We start from the raw sequence: 20797 nt of genomic DNA on the forward strand, positions 1-20797 counted from the left end.
GTTAACCAGTATTGACGGAAATCCGGGGATTATATCAGGAAGGCGTGCGAAAAACCCCAGCCATCGCTATTTAAGCGATAACTGGGGCTCTATGATGCCTATATAGGCATATCATTTGGATAAACGTTTACTTCGTATTGCCGAGTTAACCTAGCTGCTTATTCGTAGATAGGAAGAACTTGATTCGTTTGCTCACGGTTACGGCCTACAGAGAAGATGGCAATTGGAATGCCTGTCAGTTCGGAAACACGTTTCACATAGTTCTGTGTGTTCACAGGCAGGTCTTCCAGCTTCTTCGCTGCTGTGATATCTTCGCTCCAGCCCGGAAGCTCTTCGTATACCGCTTCACATTCTGCCAGCATTTTCAGGCTTGCCGGATAGTGAGTGATAACCTCACCGCGGAATTTGTATCCTGTGCAGATTTTCACCGTTTCCAGACCTGTCATTACATCCAGGGAGTTCAGGGACAGACCCGTAATTCCGCTAACACGACGAGCGTGGCGAACAACAACACTGTCGAACCAGCCGACGCGACGCGGACGTCCAGTTACAGTGCCGTACTCATGTCCGGTCTCACGAATTTGGTCACCAATTGCATCATGCAATTCTGTCGGGAAAGGACCATCTCCTACACGTGTTGTATAGGCTTTAGCCACACCGATAACCTGCTGAATACGGGCTGGGCCAACGCCAGAACCGATACATACGCCGCCTGCAGACGGATTGGATGAAGTAACGAATGGATAAGTACCTTGGTCAAGATCCAACATAACGCCTTGTGCGCCTTCGAACAATACTTTTTTGTCCTCGTCGATGTATTCATTGAGCACAACTGATGTATCACGCACATAAGGACGCAGAATTTCTGCGTATCCCAGGTAATCTTTCAGAATTTCTTCTACATCTACAGGCTCGCCGCCATAGACCTGCTCGATTACACGGTTTTTTTCTTTTACCAAATGACGCAGTTTCAGTTCGAACTCTTCCGCATCAAGCAGATCAACCATACGAATACCGATACGAGCTGATTTGTCCATGTAACATGGGCCAATTCCCTTGCCTGTTGTACCGATTTTGTTCGGGCCTTTGCTCTCTTCTTCCAATGCATCCAATACCATGTGATATGGCAGGATGATGTGTGCGCGTTCGCTGATGGACAGGTTTTTGGTCGTAAAGTCATTGTCATGAATATAGTTAATTTCTTCGATGAGTGCCTTCGGGTTGATAACCATACCGTTACCAATTACACATGCTTTGTCTGTGTAGAAGATACCCGATGGAATCATCGTCAATTTATATTTTTTGTTATCGATCAGAATCGTGTGTCCTGCATTGTTACCACCTTGGTAACGAGCAACCACGTCTGCGGATTCCGCCAAATAATCCGTAATCTTGCCTTTACCTTCGTCTCCCCATTGCGTTCCCACTACAACTACCGTTGACATAGTACATACCTCCGTGGGTGCCTTGCGCACCTTTGTATTGGTCTGTCCGTCCTCTATCTCGGCAGGAATTTGAAGTGAAATTACCAGCGGAGAAGCGTGCTAACGGACAGTGAAAATCCCCCTCGGTTTACATCCAAGGGAAGGTTTTCGCTGCTTTAACGCAGCAGTACTAGTGTACCAGTCCCTTTTTTCAAAGTCAAATCAAATGGCGAACAATTAGATATAGTCAAACTATAATGTTCGGAATTGACTCCATATTGCGACGCAAAAAACCGGCGAAGCCAGTCAAATCTTGCTTGACGGCTAACCCCGGTTACTCGCTACGCGTTTAAATCCAACGCTATATGTCGTATTCGCAACGTATTTATGAGTTCATATGATCTAATGGTTGATGTCGGGGACAGACGATTTCACTTCCCTATCGAAGCAGTCTGTGCCTGTCCCCTACATGGCAAAGGCATCATTATGTGCCCGCTCGTAGTTAACGAATTTATTAAAGTTTTTCAGGAAGACCAGTTCCACCGTACCCACCGGACCATTACGCTGTTTGGCGATAATAATCTCGATAATGTTTTTCTTCTCGGTTTCCTGGTTATAGTAGTCATCCCGGTACAGGAACGCAACGATGTCGGCATCTTGCTCGATCGAACCCGATTCCCGCAAGTCACTCATCATCGGACGTTTATCCTGACGTTGCTCTACACCCCGGCTCAGCTGAGACAGGGCAATAACCGGAACTTCCAGTTCCCGGCCAATCTGTTTCAGGGTACGTGAGATCTCGGATACCTCTTGTTGACGGTTCTCGCCGGCTTTACCACGTCCACTAATCAGTTGAAGGTAGTCGATCAGAATCATGCCAAGGCCTTTCTCTTTCTTGAGACGACGGCATTTAGCACGAATGTCAGCTACGGTGATCCCTGGTGTATCGTCAATGTAGATATTAGCTTCGTTCAAGGCTGCAATGCCCATCGTCAGCTTTTGCCAATCTTCATCACCTTTAAAGTCACCCATACGCATGACACCCGCATCCAGATTGGCCTCTGCACAGATCATACGCTGTACGAGCTGTGCGGCTGACATCTCCAGACTGAATATCGCAACTGTCTCCTGCGCCCGAATGGCTACATTCTGAGCGATATTCAGGGCGAAGGCGGTCTTACCTACAGATGGACGTGCCGCTACAATAATCAAGTCACTCCGCTGGAATCCGGCGGTCATCTTGTCCAGATCGATGAACCCGGACGGAATGCCCGTTGTGGTGCCCTTGTTCTGATGCAACGTCTCCACACGGTCGAACACTTCCATCAGAACATCCTGAATGGCTATAAAACCGCTACTGGAACGTCGGTTGGAAATCTCCAGAATGCGCCGCTCTGCTTCTCCAAGCATAGCCGCGACATCCTCACCGCCCGTGTATCCTTCACTCACAATTTGCGTAGCTGTACGAATCAGGCGACGCAGCATGGATTTCTCTTCGATAATTTGAGCGTAATAATCCACGTTCGCGGCAGTCGGAACACCATGAGCCAGCTTCGCCAGATAACTGACGCCGCCGATGTCCTCAAGCTCGCCTTTATCCTTCAGTAGCGAAGTCAGTGTCACGAGGTCAATCGGTTGATTTCCCTCGCCAAGCTGGATCATCGCTTCAAAAATTAATTGATGGGGTTTATCATAGAAATCCTCGGTTTGCACCCGTTCCATCGCTGTAATCAGGGCTTCGCCCTGCAACAGGATTGCACCCAGCACGGCCTGTTCGGCTTCCAGGTTCTGTGGGGGAATCCGGTCGAATAACATTTCGCCGCCCATCTTACTCCTCCGTTACCTGTACCTTCAAGGTAGCCTTCACTTCAGGGTGAACCTTGACGGTGACTTGCGTTACGCCGAGTGTGCGAATAGGCTCGTCCAGTTCAATTTTGCGTTTGTCGACTTTCAGACCTTTCGCTGCCAGAGCTTCTGCGATTTGTTTGCTCGTGATTGCACCGAACAGACGGCCGCCTTCGCCGGATTTTGCTTTCAGTTCAGTCACTTCAGCTTCAAGCTTTTTAGCCAGAGCTTCCGCTTCTGCTTTCTCTTCCTGCTTACGTCTGTCTTCCGCTGCCTTCTGGTTGTCCAGTGTTTTCATGTTTCCGTCTGTTGCTGGACGTGCGATTCCCCGTGGCAGAAGAAAGTTCTGTGCGTATCCCTCGGACACTTCCTTCACTTGTCCTTTTTTGCCTTGACCCTTCATATCTTTTATAAAAATGACTTTCATTCGAACAAACCCTCTTCCTTTTCGATTTCAGCCAGTACGTTCGTCAGCCGTTTTTCCGCCTCTCCAAGCGTTCCTTCAAGCTGCACGGCAGCATTCGTTAAATGTCCACCACCGCCCAGTCGTTCCATGACCACCTGAACATTCATGCGCCCTAGCGATCTCGCGCTGATGCCAATCAGTCCATCCGGGCGTTCACTAATGACAAATGAAGCGACCACGTCGGTCATATTAAGCAATGTGTCCGCCACTTGGGCGATCATCATCTGTGGAATCTTGTTGCCAGGGTCCGTGACCGCCAGCGCAATGTTCCCGTATACCATTTTAGCATGCTTTATGATTTCTGCCTTAGCAATATATTCTGACAGATCTTCTTTCATAAGACGCTGGATCATAATGGTGTCTGCACCACTGCGACGCAGGAAGCCTGCCGCTTCAAACGTTCTCGATCCCGTATGGAGTGCAAAATGCTTCGTATCCACCGTAATCCCGGCTAATAACGCCGTCGCTTCCAGTGGAGTGAATTGTACCTTGTCATGAATATATTGGAGAAGCTCAGTCACCAATTCTGCTGCCGAAGAAGCATATGGTTCCAGATAAATCAGAACTGCATCGTTAATGAATTCTTCACCCCGACGGTGGTGATCCACAACCACGACACGCGTAGCGGATTGAACCAGCTTCGGCTCCATTGTCATGGATGCCTTATGTGTATCGACAACAACGAGCAGCGTATGCTCCGTCATCATCTGGGTTGCCTGTTCCGGCGACACAAAGGCTTTGGACAGCTTCTCATCCTTATTCACCTGTTCCATCATGCGTTCAATGGAAGGGTTGGGTCCATCCAGTACAATTCGTGCCTCCACATTGTACAGACTCGCCGCTTTCCATACCCCAATAGACGCGCCAATCGCATCCATATCAGGCATTTTGTGACCCATGATAATCACTCGGTCACTCTCCTGCATCAGATCACGCAATGCATGTGCGATAACCCGAGCTCTTACCCGAGTACGTTTCTCCACCGCGTTGGACTTTCCACCGTAAAAGGACAACCGCTGTCCAGATTTTACGGCAGCCTGATCACCACCACGGCCAAGTGCCATATCCAAACTGGACTGAGCCAATTCTCCCATCTCACTGATGGTATCCGAGCCAAATGCCAGTCCAACACTTAGTGTCATCGGCACCTTAAGATCAGCCGTCATCTCCCGGACTTCATCCAGGATGACAAATCGGCTCTGCTCCAGTTCCTGCAAAGACTTATAATTCAACATCATGAGATAACGATCAGAAGAGAGGCGGCGCAGGTATACCTCATACCGTTTCGCCCAAGACGTAATCTCGCTTGTTACACGGGCAATCAGCGCAGTCCGCTGCTGGTCGTCCATGCCCTGGGCTGCTTCGTCCAGGTTATCGAGAACCAGAATGCCCAGTGCCATGCGTTCATTCTCATATTTATCACGAAGAATGGCTAGCTCCGTAATCTCGTAAACATATACATACCGCTCTTGCGGATTATGAATAACTCCATAATATCGATCATCCAATTGGAATTCATCGTGAAGCTCCTTAGACGGCTCCTTGGTCCCATCCTTTTTTTCCTTCGGTTGAGGAAGTTTGGGAAACAAATTTTGCAGCGGATTACCTACCATCGTCTTCTCTTGGAACATGTCCGCGAAGAAGCGATTATGCCACTCTACGGTACGATCTTCGCTGTACAGCACAATACCGAATGGGAGCATGCTGACCGCTTCCCCCTCCATTCGTTTGATCCGAATGGAAAGGCCATTAATGTAGTCGTTAAGCTCACGACGGAACGCGAGCTCCGCCTTAATCATGACGATTCCCAGCGCCGAAGCCAGTATCAGACTAATCAAACCAAGCGTCCAGTTGTAGATGGTCACGAACATAACAAGCAGAAGCAGCAGTATGAACGCCCATACGGTATAGTAGCCGTGCCAGCGTTTCTTCAGAAATTTAGGCATGACTCATCACCCTATCGTTTTGGTTTCGATATTGCCTCGCGAAGCGGGAACGCCAGATCGATAATCCCGATAATCCGCAGCGGTCCAATGAAGAAGACTGCTGCCGCCAGCAAATACGGTACAACCGGATTCCATTTCTTTGCATGTGAGAGAAAGAAGAAGAATCCGATGGCTTGAATCATGAAGCCCAAATTGATTAGAGGCGACAAGTTCATGGCGATCATGGTCCAGTACGTTCCGTCACTCTGCCTGGATATCACTTCGAACAACAATGCCAGGAAGTAATACCAGATCAGGGCACGCGGCATACGCCATTCACGCGCAGGTGGAAATTTCGATACAGCCACGCCCATTACGTTTAGAATCGGACGTGCAATGAGATGAGTGATTAGAGCCATGACCAGAGACGTGACCACCAAGGCGAATGGAATCATAAGCTGCGTCTGTCTTGCGACATCCTGAGTCATTTCAGGTGTCCATACAAACCCATTTACCATCTGACTGGATGTATTCGTCAGGGGTTCAATCGTCAATCTGACCACATCATCAATATAACTCGACAAATCAAATTGGAAGATTACACTTCCAATCAACAGGAGCAACAGATACTCGGCCAGCATGGCTCCACTTCCTGCCATTAGGGCGAACAGGGCCGATTTCTTTTTCTTGTAAGCATTGCCCATAACAATGGCGGGCAGGGTGAACAAAAGCAGTAATAACAAATAAATCGGACTAAATATGACCAAAATGATCGCCACTGGGACGAGATGCCATATAAATGATTTTACCGGTAATGAAGCAAACAAAATAACTCCAGGTATCATCATGAAAAATATGGCCAAAACCGATAAAGGAGTTAACAGCGAAAGTAGCAAGAGCAGATAAACTACGCTCCAGACAGCTGATTTAAAGCTAAATTTCAACAAATTCACCTCTTACGCATGTGATCTTCTAGCGCGGAAATATCCTGGTACCAATCTTCCAACTGGTGACCTTCCTGATTATGCTTTTTCAATTTCTCAACAAGCAGTGCATCCAGATCCTTGAAAGGAATACCGAGCCTGCGGCCCAATATGTAACTACTCATCATCAAACTGGCGAGACTGTCCCCGATTCGGGTTGTACTGCCTTCCCATAACGCTTTGAATAATCGGGATACCTGATCAAGCACTTCGGTTTTAAGCCATTCAATCACTTTAGCGCGTTTGGCTACATCCAGTTCTTTAGGCATATTGGCGAAAGTCACTCTCCCCCGAAAAAGCTTTATTCTCCATTATAGCATAAAAAGGGGGGCCGCAAAATTACCCCAAAAAGCGGAGAAGTCCTCCGAAACTTATCTCAGGTACTTTGCGGGGACCCCGTACAATGAATTCGTATTTTATCTTGTCAAAAATTCATTTAAATTGGCTCTTGTTCAGCTCTTCTTAAGTTTAACATGATACCGGACGGCTGTGATTATCCACGCAGTTGCATCAATATCGAAATTTGTTTCGACTTACTTCACTTTCATGGATTCCTTGGCTACAATACCCTCGCAATACTCAATAATCTGACTCCGTCTTACGATCCCAATGAAGCGTTCCATATCATCGACAACCGGCACAAAGTTCTGCACTTTGGCCAGATTAATCAAATCCTCCATGTTGGCTTCAATGGATACCGGTTTGATATCCAGCCGAAGTGGAACGTCCTTAAGCAGGAATTTTGAAGCGTTTTCAAATGTAATCTTTCCCTCGGCGTTCTTCATATACCACAGCAGATCACCTTCGGTAACCGTGCCGATATACTTGCCTTCCTTATTCAAAATGGGCACCGCCGTGAACCGATGATATTCCATCCGTTCCAACGTTTGCCGCAGAGTAGAATCCGACGTTACGCACGTAACTTCTTGTTTGGGCAGCAAAAAAAATGCGATGTTCATACCCTTACGTATCCTCCTTGTGAAATTTCATCAGTCAGCTTATTACATTCAACTTACATAGTACGCATTAGAACGCAAGATGTTCCAAAAGGACATGATTCCTTCTACAAAGTAAAAAAAAACAGCAGCCCGCCAATAAACGCACTGCTGATCCTTGTCTAAAACATAACGTCTGTATGGAATTGGTTATTCGATCTTCTGCCGGTCAGGAATCATCACTTCACCGGCTGGGGTCGACTCATCCATCCAGTTGTTAATCAGCTCTTTGGCATATTGGACGTCTTTCTCATCTGCCTTGCCATAATAAATTCCGTTTTTCCGCATTCCTTCGCCCAAAATAGTGAAGCTTGAGATTTGCGGTTTTTCCTGAGTCAGTACCTGTTTAGCCAGATCAATAATGAATGAAGGCTGCATATCCGTCTGGAAGCTGTCTCCCATAATCTGAATCAATTCTGGAATTTTGCTGATGGCGTTCAGATTAAGCATCTCATTCGCCATGGCATTCAGGAAAATCTGCTGCCGCTTGGTGCGATTAAAATCGCTATCCTCACGGTATCTTACATAGTAAAGTGCTTCCTGCCCGTCATAGATCGGCTTACCGCCTTCTATTGTGAACTGCACATGTTCAGGGTTCTTGTTCACTATGTCCTCATCAATCGGAAGCTTCACGCCACCAAGCGCATCAACGACTTTTTTGATCCCGTCAAAGTTAATCGTTGCATAATAACCTACATCCGCATCGAGAAATTTCTCCACCGTATTGATAGACATATTCTCCCCACCGAAGGCGTAGGCATGCGCGAGCTTGTCATAATCATCCTCACCATCCTTGTTGGCATCACGTCCAACAATCTGCACATAGGTGTCACGAGGAATGGATACCAGGAGTACGCGGGATTCTTTCGGACGAACAACGGCATAGATAACCGTGTCTGAGCGCCCACGTGTTTTCTCATAGGCACGTTTGTCTGAGCCTAGCAGCAATACCGAGAACGGTTCTTTGCGATATACTGTTGGGTCAGGCGTATTGTTGCCCTCCTGAGGGACATAGGAACGAGACAATTGGTCTTCAACTGAACCAGCGAGAAACAGATCGAAGGCCGCTACAGCAAGCTGCTGACGAAACAAATAGCCCCCGATTAACAAAACAACGAGCGATACGAGCGTTATATATAGACCTTTTCTTCTTTTCTTCTTCTTATCTTTAGTTCTGCTTGTCATCCATCGATTCCTTCTTCACTGTCAAAATGAAATTCGATACTACTACTATATAAGTTGAATTTAACTTGTCCTGACCCCGCAACGGTACAGTGTTAATGATCCGTTCAACTTATATAATTACCATTAAACGTGCGCAATGGCTTGTGACACGGTGTTCTCTGAAGTTTTCTCTATCTCAAAAGAAAACGCCGCTCACGCTCGTTCTATTGTAATCATTGCTGGATGATGAAAAGTTACAATACGGTTAAATTGAAAAGAACAGTGCTCCTTTTTTACTGGCAAAAGGTGCACTGTTCTCTTCATGTGGAATGTCCATCCATTCAGTTTGTTGATGCTGTCTCCACCCGATTCCTCTTCTCTTTATGACGCTGTCGCCCTGTAATAAACGCAGCGACCAGCGTGAGTACACTGAAAATAACCGCAGACCAGAACAGTCCACTATAACCCTCGCCGATTGTCTGATGAAGAGCCTGTAGCAACACATCTCGAATGCCCGGATCAGGAATTTGGGATAGTCCTTCGGTTAAGCTGGAAATATCGCTTCCTGAAGCTGCACCGCCGCCAGACGCATATTGTTGAAGCGCTTCGGACGGCACCTGAATGCCCTGATCTGTGAGACCCTGCTGAATATTGGAGCCCAGGTTGGAGAAGGCACGAGCCAGGAAACCGGCAAAAATGGTTGGCGCGATCGCCATAGCCATCTGACGGAACAAGGAACTGGTCGCTACCGCAATGCCCTTGTTGTTCTCACCCGCTTGCTCAGTAACGAGCACGTTCACTGGAGCTCCCAGCATCATACCGAAGCCAATCCCCACAAGTACACTCGCTATCACGAATTGCCAGATATGCTCTACCCACAGCGGGAAGAGCAGGAAACCGATAGCCGACAGCAATCCGGCTACAGATAACGTCCAGATTGGCCCTTTGCGGTCAACCAGATAACCGCCACCACCCGCACCAATGCCTGAAGCCAGGGCAAGCGGTGTAAACCAGTAGCCGGAGGCTGTGTTGGATACCCCGAGGTATTGCTCAACAAAGCCTGGAATGAAGATCACTGATGCCAGAATGGCTCCTGAGAAAAAGGCAATCAGCAGCGTCCAACGAAAGGACGCAATACCCAGAAGCTGTGTAGATACAACAGGTTCACGTTGTGACCCTTCCAGCCTTTTTTCAAGAAAGTAGAAGAGGACCAGAATGACTACACCTGCCAGGAAGAAGCCATAGAACATCGGTGAGCCAAGACTTTGCAACATATTTACGCCATCCAGATTGCTAAAGCTGTACATCAGACTGAGCACACCCAGCGTCATGACCGCGATACCACTCCAGTCCACCGCCTTACGGCTCAGCTCCTGTTCTTCATGAATATAACGGATGCCTGCAATAAACAGCAAAATGGCGATCGGTACATTGATTAAGAACAACCAATGCCAATTCCCCGTAATGTCGAGGATAAAAGCACCGATATTCGGCCCTAGAATCGCCGCAACCCCGTTCATACCTCCCAGAAGACCCAAGGCTGTGCCCTGACGCTCCGCTGGGAACTTGCTTAATACATAAGAGCTCGCAATGATAAAGATCCCGCCACCACCCAACGCCTGGACGACACGAGCAATCAGGAAAAACGTAAACGATGTGCTTAGTGCAACGAGTAAAGACCCAATTCCGAACAAAGCCACTTCAATCAGAAACAGCTTCTTGCGTCCATAACGGTCGGAGAGCTTACCCGCAATCGGCACACTCACCGCAAGTCCGAGCGTATAAAGCGTGATTGTCCATGCTCCCCACGTCGGCGACACGCCAAATGACGCATTTAAAGTCGTCAGGGACGACGTAATAATCCCGTTATCCAGCGCAGCCATAAACACCCCGATAGCAAATAGGATAAGCGGCCATTTCATTTGTTTTTGCATTACACGTTTCCTCCCCGATCAGATTGCAATCCAGTAGCGTAAGGCTGTAATGATACATATATATTAAACCGAACCGAACAATAATGACTCACTGGTCATTTTAAAACAAAATGATTACATATGTCAATTTGTTTATATGCTTGGATACCTCATTCAATTCCCTGCTCCACCAAATAAAACCGTCCCTCAGGTTCGATGGAACCCGTGGGACGGTTTTATTGTTGAACTTAACTACTATTGCTGCATCAAGTGGCGATTCAGGAATTTCTCAATTGCTCGATACAAATCCAATTGATTTTCAACATTGCCGAAGCCATGTCCCTCATTGGCTTTTAACATATATGGCACATCTACTCCACGTTTGCGCAGAGCCTCCACGATCTGATCAGACTCAGCCTGTTTCACACGTGGATCATTTGCGCCCTGGACCACGAACAATGGGGCTTTCATCTGGTCGATATGGAACAGTGGTGAGACAGCTGTCAGCAGCTCCTTGTCTTTCTCCGGATCACCCATACGTTCATAGAACATGTTGCGCTCCGACTCCCAGTAAGGTGGCAGTGAATCCAGCAGCGTGAACAGATTGGATGGTCCAACATAGCTAATTCCTGCTGCATAGACTTCTGGTGTGAATGCCAGTCCTGCCAGAGCTGCATATCCACCATAAGATCCACCGTAGATAGCTACACGCTTCGCATCAACCGTTCCCTCTTCAACCAGCCAATTTACGCCGTCTGTGAGATCGTCCTGCATCGCTTTACCCCACTCTTTGTTGCCCGCATCCAGGAATTCCTTACCGTATCCAGTAGAGCCACGGAAATTCACCTGTAGTACGGCATAACCACGGCTTGCGAGAAATTGAATTTCGGGATTGAAGCCCCATGAGTCTCGGGCCCATGGTCCACCATGCGGAACAACAACCAGTGGCAATTGGGAAGCCTCGGCTCCTTGCGGGAGCGTCAGATAACCATGAAGGGTTAAACCATCACGTGACTTGTACGTAATGGGTTTTACATCCGACATTTCACTCTCATCAATCCAAGGTGCGGCGTCAGCTAATTTATCCAGCTTACCTGTCTTGGAATCGTAGAAGTAATACGTACCCATGGATTTATCGCTATACGCAACGAACAGAACCTGACCTTCTTCACTTATGTTTGAAATGCTTACTTCTTTACCCGGAACTTTCGCCTGGATATCCTGCATCAATTTTTTGAAATCATTGTCGAAGTATTCATAGTTAACCTTGTCCGTCTCATAGACAGCTGCAAGGATTGTGCCTTTTTCTTTAGAAGGAACGAAACTGGACACATCCACATCCTTGTTTTCATAGATGGTTTTCGTTACTTTTTTGCTGCTTGGGCTATATTCGACAATCGCTGTTTTATCCCGCTCTAAATTGGATACAGCATAGATGTTTTTGTTATCATACGTGAACATCACTGGAGCAAATGTTTCTCCGAGCTTGGTGGTCATCAAATTCTCAAATGGTTTATCTTCCGATTCACGATACATTAACGAAGAGACATTACCATCATTCGATATGGCCACACGGATCTTACCCTCATGGTCCGTAAGCCAGCCCGTAATATTGCCCGGGTTCTCTGCAGCAAGCACAGCCTCACCAGTCTTGATGTTAATCCGGTACACGTCAAAGATTCGCGGATCACGTTTGTTCATACCTACTAGAATTTCATCCGGAATATTCTCCAGAGAGTCTACCAGGATCGCTCTTGTATTCGGATATGGTGTCAGATTCTTGCTGTTCTTCCCATCGATATCCGTTACATAAATATGATAGTTCTCATCCCCTGCTTCATCCTTTACATACAACAGCTTATCCTTTGTCGCCCATACAAATCCCGCTATACTGCGTTCAGTCTCACTCGTGATACGTACCGACTTGTCCTGACCATTCTGTTTCACCACGATATTCATTCGGTTGTTCCAAGGCTCCATGTAAGCCAGATGTTTACCATCCGGAGACATCTGGAATCCTGCTTGAGCCGGCTGTTTGAAGAAGTCTTCCAGAGGTGTTAGATCTTCTGACTGCACATCAAGTCCAAGAGCGAGGTACAGCGCATCAGCAAACTCACCATGGGTCACTGAATTTTTGGCGTTAAACGCACTGCCTTCAATAATAAAATGCTGCTTCAGACGAATCGCATCCTCCGTATGTACCTTCGGAATTTGCGCCATATCACTGTATACAACCTGAATGCCATTATCCTTTAGTTCAAATGCCCGAGTAAACAACGATGCCATCTGTGCTCTTGTGAGAGGTGCATCTGGTGCATATCCTTTGGCTTGCCCTTGAATAAGACCACTTTGCTTCAGTGCGTAAATGGCAGGCGCAGCTTCATCCTTAGCCAATACATCTGCAAAACCTGTAAGAGACGCTGGAGCATCCAGTTTAAGTACACGCTGCAGGATGATTGCGGCCTGAGCACGAGTAATCGGCGTTTGTGATTCTCTCATTCCATCTGTTGTGCCATCTATGTATCCCATTTGCTGTAGTGTCTGTGTTGCTTTCGAAGCAATGGATTCAGCGACTGTCGCCGTAGGCTTCACCGATTCTGCTGCCTGGACCGCTGGTTGAATCAGAGCGATTGACATCGCCATGGTAAGCGTGAGAGCATATACTTTTTTACTCACTACGTTCAAGTTATTTCCCCCTTTAAAGTGAATTACACGATAATTTGGAATTATACGTAAATCATTTTACCATGATCCACCATAGGTTAACAGCGTAGAACACCCCACGAATTTCCCTCTCAGAGCATTGATTGTGTAACATGTCATGTAAATTTCAAATAACCCTTACTTTGAACTGGAAAAACCATAATTGAATAGCTTTCGTGTCTCGATAAAACGTCCCTCACGACTATCCGAACCCAGTACAACGGAGATCAGTCGCTTGCCATTTCGCTCAGCCGTTCCAACGAAGTGATAGCCGGAATCCTCATCATATCCGGTCTTCAATCCATCGTTTCCATCGTAAGCATAGGGTCCGCCAATAGAGGACAGCATCCAGTTGGTGTTGCTCATGTACATTCCTTTTTGGTGCATCGACACCTGCATTTGGCTGGAAACTCTCAATATTTCGGGGTAGTTATTCAGTAGATAACGTGCAAGCTTGCATGCATCTACGGCAGTCATTACGGTCTGCCCTTGTATTTCCTTCGGATGACTCGGACCAAGTAGTTTTTCACTTAAACCTGTTGCATTCGTAAACACCGTCTTGTCAGACAGTCCGATCTCGGTTGCCTTCTCATTCATCTTTTGTGCAAAAGTCTGCTCTGTCTTACTGATATGTTCAGCCAGAGCAATAGCGGCATCATTCGCGGAATAGACGGCTACAATCTGGAATAGCTCCTGCACAGTGAATTGCTCCCCTTGTTTCAAACCCAGGTGGCTGCCACCTACTGAGCTTGCATACAAGCTGATATTAACAGGGTCGTCCCAACGCAACTCTCCGTTAATCACGGCCTCCATTACAAGTAGTTCTGTCATCAATTTACTGATTCCTGCCGTTGCAATTTCTTCGGAACCGTTAAAGTTGATTAGAATCTGCTCAGAGTTCATATCCATTAATACAGCCGATTCAGCTTTAATCCCCGGTTTGCCCACCAGCATGTCCGGTTTTACACCCAAATATATAATAACCAGTAGAGCCAGCAGCATCATTCCTGCCCGTATCCACCATTTTTTCATCGGAAAATCACCTCTTACAGATATAGACGAAGTGAAGAGGCATTTTGTCTGCAATTTTTATAAAAAAAGTTAAATTTTTTTTATTTTTTTGTTACCAAAAAAAACATGGACCCCATACCCCCATGCCAGAGTGTACGGAATCCATGCTTTACAAGACTTTTTCTATTCACACCTAGAAGAATCTTTTCAATTAGATCTAGCAACCGAATTCTTAAAAGGACCCCAATCCTTATTGTTGCTAATGCTTTTTTATTACTCTGCTACAACCGCTTTATCTGCATTAACTTGAATGTCATTCAGATATAAACCTGTTCCGTCACCAATCGCATAGTTCATTACACGTTTGTTAACCGGTGCTACAACAGCACGGTACAATGTCGGGAATACAGGAACTTCATCAACCATGTACTGCTGCCATTGGTTGTAGATCTCTTTACGCTTGTCTACATCAAACGCTTCAGCAGATACACCTTGTGCGAGCAATTTGTCATTTTCTTCGCTAGAGAATCTCGAGAAGTTATACAGTGCATCACGGCCATACAGACCTGCTGGATCTACGTCAATACCTACGCCCCAAGCAGCTTGATATACATCAATATTTGGATCATCTTTACCTGTGTTACCTACACGGTCATAGAAATTGTTGAACTCAACCATTTCCAGGTTTACTTTCAGACCGATTGCTGCCCACGATTGAACGTAGTAACGTGCCAGTGGTTCAGCTGTGTCGCCACCTGTCATCGATACAAAGTTAATTTCAAGTGGGGAACCGTCCGGTTTCGTACGGAATTCACCATCCAGTTTGTAACCTGCTTCATCCAGCAATTTTTTCGCTGCTTCTGGGTCATATGCAACACCCGGATTGTTAGAATCATGGAATTCTGGGTGAGACGGAGGAATCAATGTTGTTGCATTCCAACGCAGACCGTTATAGAAACGTTTGCCCACTTGATCGTTATCTACAGCCATCCACATGGCTTTACGCAGATTCTTATCTCCCATTTTTGCTTCAGCATTTGTTACAACTTTGCCGTTGTCAGCATCCCATGTGCCCAGTTTGAAACCGATATAGGTGTAAGCACGATCGATTGCACCCAGGAATTCAACGTTGGACATATTGGCATTGTCTTTATATTGATCTGTCGGGAATGAATCCACGAGGTCTACCCCCCCAGATTTCAATTCTTGAACAACCGTTGTTGGGTTGATTACTTTCAAAGTCACTTTGTCCAGTTTTGGAGCTCCACGCCAGTAGTCATCGTTTTTAACGAAAGTTACAGACTCACCTGGAGTGATTGTTTCCACTTTAAATGCACCAAAACCGATTGGTTTTTCACGTACTTCTTTGGAAGAAGACATTTTCGCTACATCCATATCACCGAAGATATGTTTAGCCAGTGGATATGTCCACACGCCACCTGTCAGCAAGGAAGGTGTAGATTCCTTGTACGTAATGCTGATTTGTTTTTCGCTAAGAACCTTGATCCCAGAGATCGTTTTTGCTTTTCCAGCGTGATAATCATCCATACCTACTACACTTGTAAAGTTGGAATCATAACGTGGACCATCATAAGCCTTGTTACCGATAACTTCATAAGCAAACTGCAAATCTTCAGCCGTTACAGGCTTGCCGTCATGCCAGTTTACATTATCACGAATGGTCAGTGTGAACGTTTTGCCATCTTCCGATGTTTCATACGTTGCTGCACCATCGTTGGTATATACATAGTCTTTGTCCCAAGTCAGCAAACCTTCGTCAAACCATTGCAGAACCATTGCATCCGGATTACCGGAGTAGAAGTTAAAATTCAATGTTCCTTCAAACGCAGTATCGGATACCAGTCCATATGTGATGGACCCACCCTCGATTGCAGTGCCTTCATTCGTTTTGACATTGTTGAAATCTTCGATAGAGTAAACGCCCTCTTCTTTAGTAGGCTTCTCCTCTGTTTTCTTTTCCCCTGTGTTCGTAGAAGGCGTTGGTGTTGCCGCCTCTTTCTCCGAGCACGCCGCAAGCGCAAGTACGAAGACCAACATCATCGTGAAAAATAGTCCCCGTGAAAATAATCCCTTTTTCATGAACCTTTCCTCCCTTTTTTTAACCTCTTCTTTGTCTTGCATCAGTCGCACGCTTCAGGGCTTGTCCGACATTATTTATACTCAACATCAATAACAGAATTAGTATTGACGCAGGTAGCCATATCCACCATCTGAATTCCAGTGTTTGCGGATTACGAGCATAGCTTACGAGTGTTCCAAGACTGGGTGTACTTTCTGGGAATCCAAATCCCAAGAAGGAAAGTCCCGATTCGAGGCCAATGTTGGCAGCGAGATTCAACGTCATCGTTACGATGATAATGGAGCTAAGATTAGGAAGAACCTGTGAGAGCATAATTTTCAGATGGGAAGAACCTAATGTTTTTGAAGCTTTTACATAGTCCAGTTCCCGTTCCTGTAATGCTTTGGAGCGGATCAACCTGGCAATCCCCATCCAGAGAAAGGCTGTCATAATTAATGAGAAAGATACAATATTATATTTGGGTACTGCAGTAACAAACGCGATAACGATCATCAGCGTTGGAAGAATCATGAAGAAGTCAACAACCCGCATAAACAAGTTATCAATCATTCCACCGAAGTAACCGGATAGCAGGCCAACCAGGATACCTATACAACCAGTCATTAGCGTGACGATAATACCAATGGTTAGAGAGTTACGCGTACCGATGATCAGTTGTCCAAACACATCGCGACCGCCGTAATCAGTCCCCAGCCAATATTGCGCGGAAGGAGGTTCATACAATGCGAACAAATCTACCTTAACAATTTCTGCTTGATCCAGGATCAAAGAAGTACCATAGACCAGCAGTATGACCAGTCCCAAAAATATGAGCGAGATTAGTGCCACCTTATCTCTGACAAGCTCCCGCCACAAGATACTCAAGCTGGAGGGGCTCTTATCAATCTTCTGTGAAGTTATAACGACATCATTGGCCTTGCTCATCTTATTTTCACCCCGAAATCTTCAAGTTCTTACTTAATCCGTATACGCGGATCAACAATACCCAGAATAATGTCAGATAGCAACGATCCCAGGATTGTAGCTATGCCATATAACAAGACGAGCGCAGTTACTACACTGAAATCCCGAAGAGAAATGGAATTCAGGAACAACTGTCCCATACCTGGATAACTGAATATGCTCTCAATGAAAATGGTACCTCCGATAAGTCCCGTGATCTCATAACCGAAAAATGCGGCGATCGGCAACAGGGAGTTTCTTAATATATGCCTGTTGTAGATTCGAGATTCCGAGGCGCCCTTGGCTCTCGCAGTAAGAACGAATTCCTTGTACTTGATATCAATAATTTCACTACGTAAGTATTGGACGGTAGATACTGTTGCAATTAATGCCATTGATAATGCTGGTAATAACAAATGATAGAATTTGCTTGTTATATAGCTGAATGTCCCTGGCGTAAGTCCAGGTTCCACGCTTCCTCCGGTTGGGAACCAGCCAAAATGGAATCCAAATATCCATAACATCACCAGTGCAAAGATAAACAACGGGGCTGCAAAGCCCAAGTAGGTGTAACCAGTGATCAACCGATCAGACCAAGTATCGTTGTAACGACCACTGATAATGCCAAGTGGAATGGCAATCAGATAAGTAAACACGAGTGTCGCCAGTGCAAGCCAGAACGTATTGGCAACACGCTGACCAATCAAATCAGATACTGGCATTTTGAATCGAAAAGATTGTCCGAAATCGCCTTGTGCAGCATTTTTGATCCAATCCCAATATTGCACATACCATGGATTGTTTAATCCCAGTCGTTCCCGCTGTTCCTCCAGCGCTTTTGGATCTATACTCGGATCGAGTAATCCGGTAAGTGCGTCTCCAGGCATCGCCTTTGCCAGTAGAAAGACCAGCAGGCTAAGCAAAAAGATCTGAGGAATCATAATGATAATTCTGCGTACTATCGTTTTCCACATATGGTCTTCAACCTTTCTGAGGTAGAGCTACTCGGTGAGTATCGGAAATGGATTGGAGCGAGTATGCCAGCCCTTCCTCATCAAAGAAATTTCGGTATGAATTTTCATAGTCGGATTTGACCTGCTGACGGAAGGCTACCATTTCTTCACGTTTGGTTGGGTCCATATCCGGAATGGCTGCAAGTAAACGCTTGGTATAAATATGTTGTGGATTCTCAAAAATATCATCCGTCGTGCCCTGCTCCACATATCGGCCTTTATACATAATTCCGATCTGATCACACATATGGCGGATAATGCCGAGATCGTGACTGATGAACAGATAAGTCAGATTTAACTCTTTTTGAATATCCTGCATGAAGTTGAGCACCTGAGCTTGCACGGATACATCCAGTGCGGATACTGGCTCATCTGCGATGATCAGTTTGGGCTTCAATGCAATCGCACGAGCGATGCCAATCCGCTGCCGCTGCCCTCCGGAAAACTCATGAGGATACTTATAGATCGATTCGGGACTCAATCCAACCTTCTCCAGAAGGTCTCGGACCTGGCGTTTCTCTTCCGTAACTGTCAGCCGTTCATAATTACGGAGTGGCTCAGCAATGATGTCGATAACACGCTTCTTGGGATTTAACGAAGAGTACGGATCTTGAAAGATCATCTGCACATCACGCTGTAGTTGTCTATCTTTCCGCCGCTCTGTAGCCAGATCTCTTCCATCGAAAAGAATTTTCCCGGCCGTCACATGGTTTAAGCCAATAACGGCTCTACCCGTAGTCGTTTTGCCTGAGCCTGACTCACCTACAAGGCCGTACGTTTGACCCTGCTCAATGGAGAAACTCACATCATCAACCGCTTTGATGTTACCAATTTCACGCTTGATCAACCCTCCGCGAATCGGAAAGTGAATTTTTAGTCCTTCTACTTCGAGTAATGCCATTATGTTATTCCTCCTCAGCTTGATCAGGGAAATGAAAGTGCTGATAACAGGTACACCGTACAAAGTGACCTGGCGCAATTTCATGCATCTGTGGGTTTTCTTCATGAGCCGAATCACTTATCCATGGAATTCGGGCCTTGAATCGGCACCCTTGGCGAGGAAGGTTTTTCAGTGAAGGAACAATGCCTTGAATGACATGAAGCTTCGATTTTTCTTCAGAAATGGTAGGAATAGAGTTTAGTAGAGACCGTGTATATGGATGTTTGGCATCCGTCATTAGAGTATAGATATCGGCAATCTCAACAATTTCACCTGCATACATAACTGCCACGCGATCAGCCATCTCGGCAACGACTCCCAGATCATGCGTGATCAGAATGATTCCTGCGTTAATCTCGTTCTTCAATTCGCGGATAAGCTCCAGAATTTGTAGTTGGATTGTAACGTCAAGCGCTGTCGTTGGTTCATCGGCAATCAGCAATTCAGGTTTATTGGCAATCGCAATCGCGATAACAACTCTCTGTCTCATACCACCCGATAGTTCGTGAGGATACTGCTTGTATAATTGTTCGGGACGCGGAATCCCTACTTGATTGAGTAAATCAATTACTTTGTCTTTCTTTTCTTTCGAAGATAGCTTGGGTTGATGCAGTGTCAGAATCTCTTCGATCTGTTCACCGATCAGCATCAGAGGATTTAATGCGGAAAGTGGGTCCTGAAAGATCATCCCCATCTCTTTACCGCGGAGTTTGTTTAACTTGTTTGGAGATATATTCGCTATATCCTGCCCTTTGTACAGAATTTCACCATCAATTTTGGCTTTGTTATGCAGGCCCATAATTGAAAAAGCAAAGGCACTTTTGCCTGATCCTGATTCTCCCACAATAGCCAATACTTCATTCTTTTTAACCGTAAGATTAACGTGATCAACTGCTGCATAATAGTCATCTTCAATTCTGAATGATGTAGTTAGATTTCTGACTTCCAATAGCTCTGTATTCAAATCAATCACCCTAACCCCATAATTTCTGCGGACTGTATTCATGTGTAGAAGAATGCATCCACTGTATATTTCCATGTTCTTGAAGATAACGAACGAAAGTGTATACAAAATACCAAATCATTAGGAGAATCCATTTTTCACACTGCTATTTAGACCGTTGGTCAATTAATACTGACAATTCCTAGCGGGATAATAAAGCAAAATAATTAATGTAATCATACGTGTAAATTTAGGTGACGTCAATGCTTATTTTGAGATTTATGGTATAAATGTTTTTTATAGCACAGTTCTGGGTATTAGTTATACTTTAAAGGGAATAGATCAAGGAATTTCAGAGCCAGTCAGATACTTTCAATGGTAGAGTTTGAAGCTTAAATATACCGATTATCTAAATACATGACATTAGCA

General features: G+C 45.8%; 16 protein-coding genes. All 16 read right to left on the reverse strand.

Annotated elements, in window-relative coordinates:
• Positions 1-158 precede the first annotated feature (158 nt).
• Entirely contained in the window at positions 159-1445 is a 1287-nt protein-coding gene (locus BLS14_RS14955) for an adenylosuccinate synthase (RefSeq protein ID WP_063567367.1), read from the reverse strand.
• A gap of 444 nt (positions 1446-1889) precedes the next feature.
• On the reverse strand, positions 1890-3251 hold the full coding sequence (dnaB, locus tag BLS14_RS14960) for a replicative DNA helicase (protein ID WP_024629551.1): 1362 nt from the start codon (positions 3249-3251) through the stop codon (positions 1890-1892).
• A 1-nt stretch (position 3252) separates the two neighbouring features.
• A complete protein-coding gene (gene rplI, locus BLS14_RS14965) occupies positions 3253-3696 on the reverse strand; it encodes a 50S ribosomal protein L9 (protein WP_024629550.1) in 444 nt (147 codons plus the stop codon).
• A complete protein-coding gene (locus tag BLS14_RS14970; RefSeq protein ID WP_090952615.1) occupies positions 3693-5681 on the reverse strand; it encodes a DHH family phosphoesterase in 1989 nt (662 codons plus the stop codon). The genes rplI and BLS14_RS14970 overlap by 4 nt, the downstream gene beginning before the upstream one ends.
• A gap of 11 nt (positions 5682-5692) precedes the next feature.
• The gene (locus BLS14_RS14975) at positions 5693-6604 is read right to left on the reverse strand and encodes a DUF2232 domain-containing protein (protein WP_072733971.1); all 912 of its coding nucleotides are present in this window, start codon (positions 6602-6604) and stop codon (positions 5693-5695) included.
• A 5-nt stretch (positions 6605-6609) separates the two neighbouring features.
• Entirely contained in the window at positions 6610-6912 is a 303-nt protein-coding gene (locus BLS14_RS14980; RefSeq protein ID WP_090952617.1) for a MazG-like family protein, read from the reverse strand.
• Between the two features lie 264 nt (positions 6913-7176).
• Positions 7177-7602 (reverse strand): CBS domain-containing protein, encoded by a 426-nt coding sequence (locus BLS14_RS14985; RefSeq protein WP_063567369.1) that lies wholly within the window; start codon positions 7600-7602, stop codon positions 7177-7179.
• Between the two features lie 186 nt (positions 7603-7788).
• Positions 7789-8823 (reverse strand): LCP family protein, encoded by a 1035-nt coding sequence (locus tag BLS14_RS14990; protein ID WP_063567370.1) that lies wholly within the window; start codon positions 8821-8823, stop codon positions 7789-7791.
• A gap of 320 nt (positions 8824-9143) precedes the next feature.
• Positions 9144-10736 carry an MFS transporter gene (locus BLS14_RS14995; protein ID WP_090952619.1) on the reverse strand — a complete coding sequence of 531 codons (1593 nt, stop codon included), beginning with the start codon at positions 10734-10736 and terminating at the stop codon, positions 9144-9146.
• 234 nt (positions 10737-10970) lie between these two features.
• Entirely contained in the window at positions 10971-13391 is a 2421-nt protein-coding gene (locus BLS14_RS15000; protein ID WP_256336491.1) for a S9 family peptidase, read from the reverse strand.
• Positions 13392-13556: 165 nt separating this feature from the next.
• Positions 13557-14450 carry a D-alanyl-D-alanine carboxypeptidase family protein gene (locus BLS14_RS15005; RefSeq protein ID WP_090952623.1) on the reverse strand — a complete coding sequence of 298 codons (894 nt, stop codon included), beginning with the start codon at positions 14448-14450 and terminating at the stop codon, positions 13557-13559.
• Between the two features lie 252 nt (positions 14451-14702).
• The gene (locus BLS14_RS15010) at positions 14703-16529 is read right to left on the reverse strand and encodes an oligopeptide ABC transporter substrate-binding protein (protein ID WP_063567374.1); all 1827 of its coding nucleotides are present in this window, start codon (positions 16527-16529) and stop codon (positions 14703-14705) included.
• Between the two features lie 19 nt (positions 16530-16548).
• Positions 16549-17454 (reverse strand): ABC transporter permease, encoded by a 906-nt coding sequence (locus tag BLS14_RS15015; RefSeq protein WP_090952625.1) that lies wholly within the window; start codon positions 17452-17454, stop codon positions 16549-16551.
• A gap of 29 nt (positions 17455-17483) precedes the next feature.
• Positions 17484-18446 carry an oligopeptide ABC transporter permease gene (gene opp4B, locus BLS14_RS15020; protein ID WP_090952627.1) on the reverse strand — a complete coding sequence of 321 codons (963 nt, stop codon included), beginning with the start codon at positions 18444-18446 and terminating at the stop codon, positions 17484-17486.
• Positions 18447-18453: 7 nt separating this feature from the next.
• Positions 18454-19386 (reverse strand): ABC transporter ATP-binding protein, encoded by a 933-nt coding sequence (locus tag BLS14_RS15025; RefSeq protein WP_090952629.1) that lies wholly within the window; start codon positions 19384-19386, stop codon positions 18454-18456.
• A 4-nt stretch (positions 19387-19390) separates the two neighbouring features.
• On the reverse strand, positions 19391-20389 hold the full coding sequence (locus BLS14_RS15030; protein ID WP_064641983.1) for an ABC transporter ATP-binding protein: 999 nt from the start codon (positions 20387-20389) through the stop codon (positions 19391-19393).
• Positions 20390-20797: the final 408 nt, after the last annotated feature.

Source organism: Paenibacillus sp. OK060 (assembly GCF_900101205.1).
GTDB classification, from domain to species: domain Bacteria; phylum Bacillota; class Bacilli; order Paenibacillales; family Paenibacillaceae; genus Paenibacillus; species Paenibacillus marchantiae.

Excerpts from the sequence above, each read along its gene's own strand:
- BLS14_RS14955 (WP_063567367.1), bottom strand. The coding sequence starts at position 1,445 with ATGTCAACGGTAGTTGTAGTGGGAACGCAATGGGGAGACGAAGGTAAA.
- dnaB (WP_024629551.1), bottom strand. The coding sequence starts at position 3,251 with ATGGGCGGCGAAATGTTATTCGACCGGATTCCCCCACAGAACCTGGAA.
- rplI (WP_024629550.1), bottom strand. The coding sequence starts at position 3,696 with ATGAAAGTCATTTTTATAAAAGATATGAAGGGTCAAGGCAAAAAAGGA.
- BLS14_RS14970 (WP_090952615.1), bottom strand. The coding sequence starts at position 5,681 with ATGCCTAAATTTCTGAAGAAACGCTGGCACGGCTACTATACCGTATGG.
- BLS14_RS14980 (WP_090952617.1), bottom strand. The coding sequence starts at position 6,912 with ATGCCTAAAGAACTGGATGTAGCCAAACGCGCTAAAGTGATTGAATGG.
- BLS14_RS14985 (WP_063567369.1), bottom strand. The coding sequence starts at position 7,602 with ATGAACATCGCATTTTTTTTGCTGCCCAAACAAGAAGTTACGTGCGTA.
- BLS14_RS14990 (WP_063567370.1), bottom strand. The coding sequence starts at position 8,823 with ATGACAAGCAGAACTAAAGATAAGAAGAAGAAAAGAAGAAAAGGTCTA.
- BLS14_RS14995 (WP_090952619.1), bottom strand. The coding sequence starts at position 10,736 with ATGCAAAAACAAATGAAATGGCCGCTTATCCTATTTGCTATCGGGGTG.
- BLS14_RS15005 (WP_090952623.1), bottom strand. The coding sequence starts at position 14,450 with ATGAAAAAATGGTGGATACGGGCAGGAATGATGCTGCTGGCTCTACTG.
- BLS14_RS15010 (WP_063567374.1), bottom strand. The coding sequence starts at position 16,529 with ATGAAAAAGGGATTATTTTCACGGGGACTATTTTTCACGATGATGTTG.
- BLS14_RS15015 (WP_090952625.1), bottom strand. The coding sequence starts at position 17,454 with ATGAGCAAGGCCAATGATGTCGTTATAACTTCACAGAAGATTGATAAG.
- opp4B (WP_090952627.1), bottom strand. The coding sequence starts at position 18,446 with ATGTGGAAAACGATAGTACGCAGAATTATCATTATGATTCCTCAGATC.
- BLS14_RS15025 (WP_090952629.1), bottom strand. The coding sequence starts at position 19,386 with ATGGCATTACTCGAAGTAGAAGGACTAAAAATTCACTTTCCGATTCGC.